Origin of the sequence: Enterococcus rivorum (assembly GCF_001742285.1) — a bacterium.
In the GTDB taxonomy this organism is placed as follows: domain Bacteria; phylum Bacillota; class Bacilli; order Lactobacillales; family Enterococcaceae; genus Enterococcus_L; species Enterococcus_L rivorum.
Genome location: NZ_MIEK01000065.1, coordinates 1 through 3,287 on the forward strand (window position 1 = coordinate 1; position 3,287 = coordinate 3,287).

2 rRNA genes are annotated in these 3,287 nt (G+C 50.0%); both read right to left on the minus strand.

Annotated elements, in window-relative coordinates:
* Positions 1–3 precede the first annotated feature (3 nt).
* Positions 4–119 (minus strand): 5S ribosomal RNA (rrf, locus tag BCR26_RS15870).
* A gap of 101 nt (positions 120–220) precedes the next feature.
* Positions 221–3,133, minus strand: a 23S ribosomal RNA gene (locus BCR26_RS15875).
* Between the last annotated feature and the right edge of the window lie 154 nt (positions 3,134–3,287).

Consider the following 3,287-nt stretch of genomic DNA (forward strand, 5'->3'; position numbering starts at 1 on the left):
TTAGCGTGGCGACGTCCTACTCTCACAAAGGGAAACCCTTCACTACAATCGGCGCTAAGAAGCTTAACTTCTGTGTTCGGCATGGGAACAGGTGTATCCTTCTTGCTATCGCCACCACACTGGGTGTTGTTGCTATTGAGTTGAATATTCATTCACTCAAAACTGGATTGAAGTTGAAATCAAAACTCGTCGAGTTTGTCACTTTTTTATTTTCTTCCATTTGGTTAAGTCCTCGACCGATTAGTATTCGTCCGCTCCAACCATCACTGGCCTTCCACTCCGAACCTATCTACCTGATCATCTCTCAGGGGTCTTACTTTCTTAAAGAAATGGGAAATCTCATCTTGAGGTGGGCTTCACACTTAGATGCTTTCAGCGTTTATCCCTTCCCTACATAGCTACCCAGCAATGCCCTTGGCAGAACAACTGGTACACCAGCGGTAAGTCCATCCCGGTCCTCTCGTACTAAGGACAGCTCCTCTCAAATTTCCAACGCCCGCGACGGATAGGGACCGAACTGTCTCACGACGTTCTGAACCCAGCTCGCGTGCCGCTTTAATGGGCGAACAGCCCAACCCTTGGGACCGACTACAGCCCCAGGATGCGACGAGCCGACATCGAGGTGCCAAACCTCCCCGTCGATGTGGACTCTTGGGGGAGATAAGCCTGTTATCCCCAGGGTAGCTTTTATCCGTTGAGCGATGGCCCTTCCATGCGGAACCACCGGATCACTAAGCCCGACTTTCGTCCCTGCTCGACTTGTAAGTCTCGCAGTCAAGCTCCCTTCTGCCTTTACACTCTGCGAATGATTTCCAACCATTCTGAGGGAACCTTTGGGCGCCTCCGTTACTCTTTAGGAGGCGACCGCCCCAGTCAAACTGCCCATCTGACACTGTCTCCCATCACGATAAGTGATGCGGGTTAGAGGGTTCATAACACAAGGGTAGTATCCCACCAGCGCCTCCATCGAAACTAGCGTCCCGATCTCTTCGGCTCCTACCTATCCTGTACATGTGGTACAAACACTCAATATCAAACTACAGTAAAGCTCCATGGGGTCTTTCCGTCCTGTCGCGGGTAACCTGCATCTTCACAGGTACTAAAATTTCACCGAGTCTCTCGTTGAGACAGTGCCCAAATCGTTACGCCTTTCGTGCGGGTCGGAACTTACCCGACAAGGAATTTCGCTACCTTAGGACCGTTATAGTTACGGCCGCCGTTTACTGGGGCTTCAATTCTGAGCTTCGCCGAAGCTAACCCATCCTCTTAACCTTCCAGCACCGGGCAGGCGTCAGCCCCTATACTTCATCTTTCGATTTTGCAGAGACCTGTGTTTTTGATAAACAGTCGCTTGGGCCTATTCACTGCGGCTGACGGTCGTCAGCACCCCTTCTCCCGAAGTTACGGGGTCATTTTGCCGAGTTCCTTAACGAGAGTTCGCTCGCTCACCTTAGGATGCTCTCCTCGACTACCTGTGTCGGTTTACGGTACGGGCAGTTGTTTTCTCACTAGAAGCTTTTCTTGACAGTGTGACGTCAGGAACTTCGGTACTGTTATTTCCCTCCCCATCACAGCTCATCCTTATAGCATAAAGCATTTCACTCTACGCAAGACTCACTGCTTGGACATGCACTTCCAGTCGCATGCTTTCCTTAGCCTCCTGTGTCCCTCCATTGCTCAAACAAAAACAACTGGTACAGGAATATCAACCTGTTGTCCATCGCCTACGCCTTTCGGCCTCGGCTTAGGTCCCGACTAACCCTGGGCGGACGAGCCTTCCCCAGGAAACCTTAGTCATACGGTGGACAGGATTCTCACCTGTCTTTCGCTACTCATACCGGCATTCTCACTTCTAAGCGCTCCAGTAGTCCTCACGATCTACCTTCAACGCCCTTAGAACGCTCTCCTACCACGATACCTAATGGTATCGTCCACAGCTTCGGTAATATGTTTAGCCCCGGTACATTTTCGGCGCAGGGTCACTCGACTAGTGAGCTATTACGCACTCTTTAAATGGTGGCTGCTTCTAAGCCAACATCCTAGTTGTCTGTGCAACCCCACATCCTTTTCCACTTAACATATATTTTGGGACCTTAGCTGGTGGTCTGGGCTGTTTCCCTTTCGACTACGGATCTTATCACTCGCAGTCTGACTCCCGGATATGAATGAATGGCATTCGGAGTTTATCTGAATTCGGTAACCCGAGATGGGCCCCTAGTCCAAACAGTGCTCTACCTCCATCATTCTTAATTCCGAGGCTAGCCCTAAAGCTATTTCGGAGAGAACCAGCTATCTCCAAGTTCGTTTGGAATTTCTCCGCTACCCACACCTCATCCCCGCACTTTTCAACGTACGTGGGTTCGGTCCTCCAGTGCGTTTTACCACACCTTCAACCTGGACATGGGTAGATCACATGGTTTCGGGTCTACGACTACTTACTCATTCGCCCTATTCAGACTCGCTTTCGCTGCGGCTCCGTCTCTTCAACTTAACCTCGCAAGCAATCGTAACTCGCCGGTTCATTCTACAAAAGGCACGCCATCACCCATTAACGGGCTTTGACTTGTTGTAGGCACACGGTTTCAGGATCTATTTCACTCCCCTTCCGGGGTGCTTTTCACCTTTCCCTCACGGTACTGGTTCACTATCGGTCACTAGGGAGTATTTAGCCTTGCGGGATGGTCCCCGCGGATTCCGACGGAATTTCTCGTGTTCCGCCGTACTCAGGATCCTCCTAGGTGTTGCCAACATTTCGTCTACGGGGCTTTTACCCTCTTTAGCGGACTTTTCCAAGTCCTTCGACTATCTTGACAGACTACCATATCGGAGTCCTACAACCCCAACAAGCAAGCTCGTTGGTTTGGGCTCTTCCCGTTTCGCTCGCCGCTACTCAGGGAATCGAATTTTCTTTCTCTTCCTGCAGGTACTTAGATGTTTCAGTTCTCTGCGTCTACCTCTATCCAGCTATGTATTCACTGAACAGTAACATCCTATAAAAGATGCTGGGTTCCCCCATTCGGAAATCTCTGGATCAAAGCTTACTTACAGCTCCCCAAAGCATATCGGTGTTAGTCCCGTCCTTCATCGGCTCCTAGTGCCAAGGCATCCACCGTGCGCCCTTATTCACTTAACCTTATTGACCTTACGGTCTGGTTTGGCTCGGTGCTCTAGCGATAGAGTCCGTCACCTTTAAAAAATAAGCTTCGAACAGTTAATTAACTCTTCAACGCGGTGTTCTCGGTTTGTTTTGATTTCTTTTACTTCAATATCCAGTTTTCAATGAACGA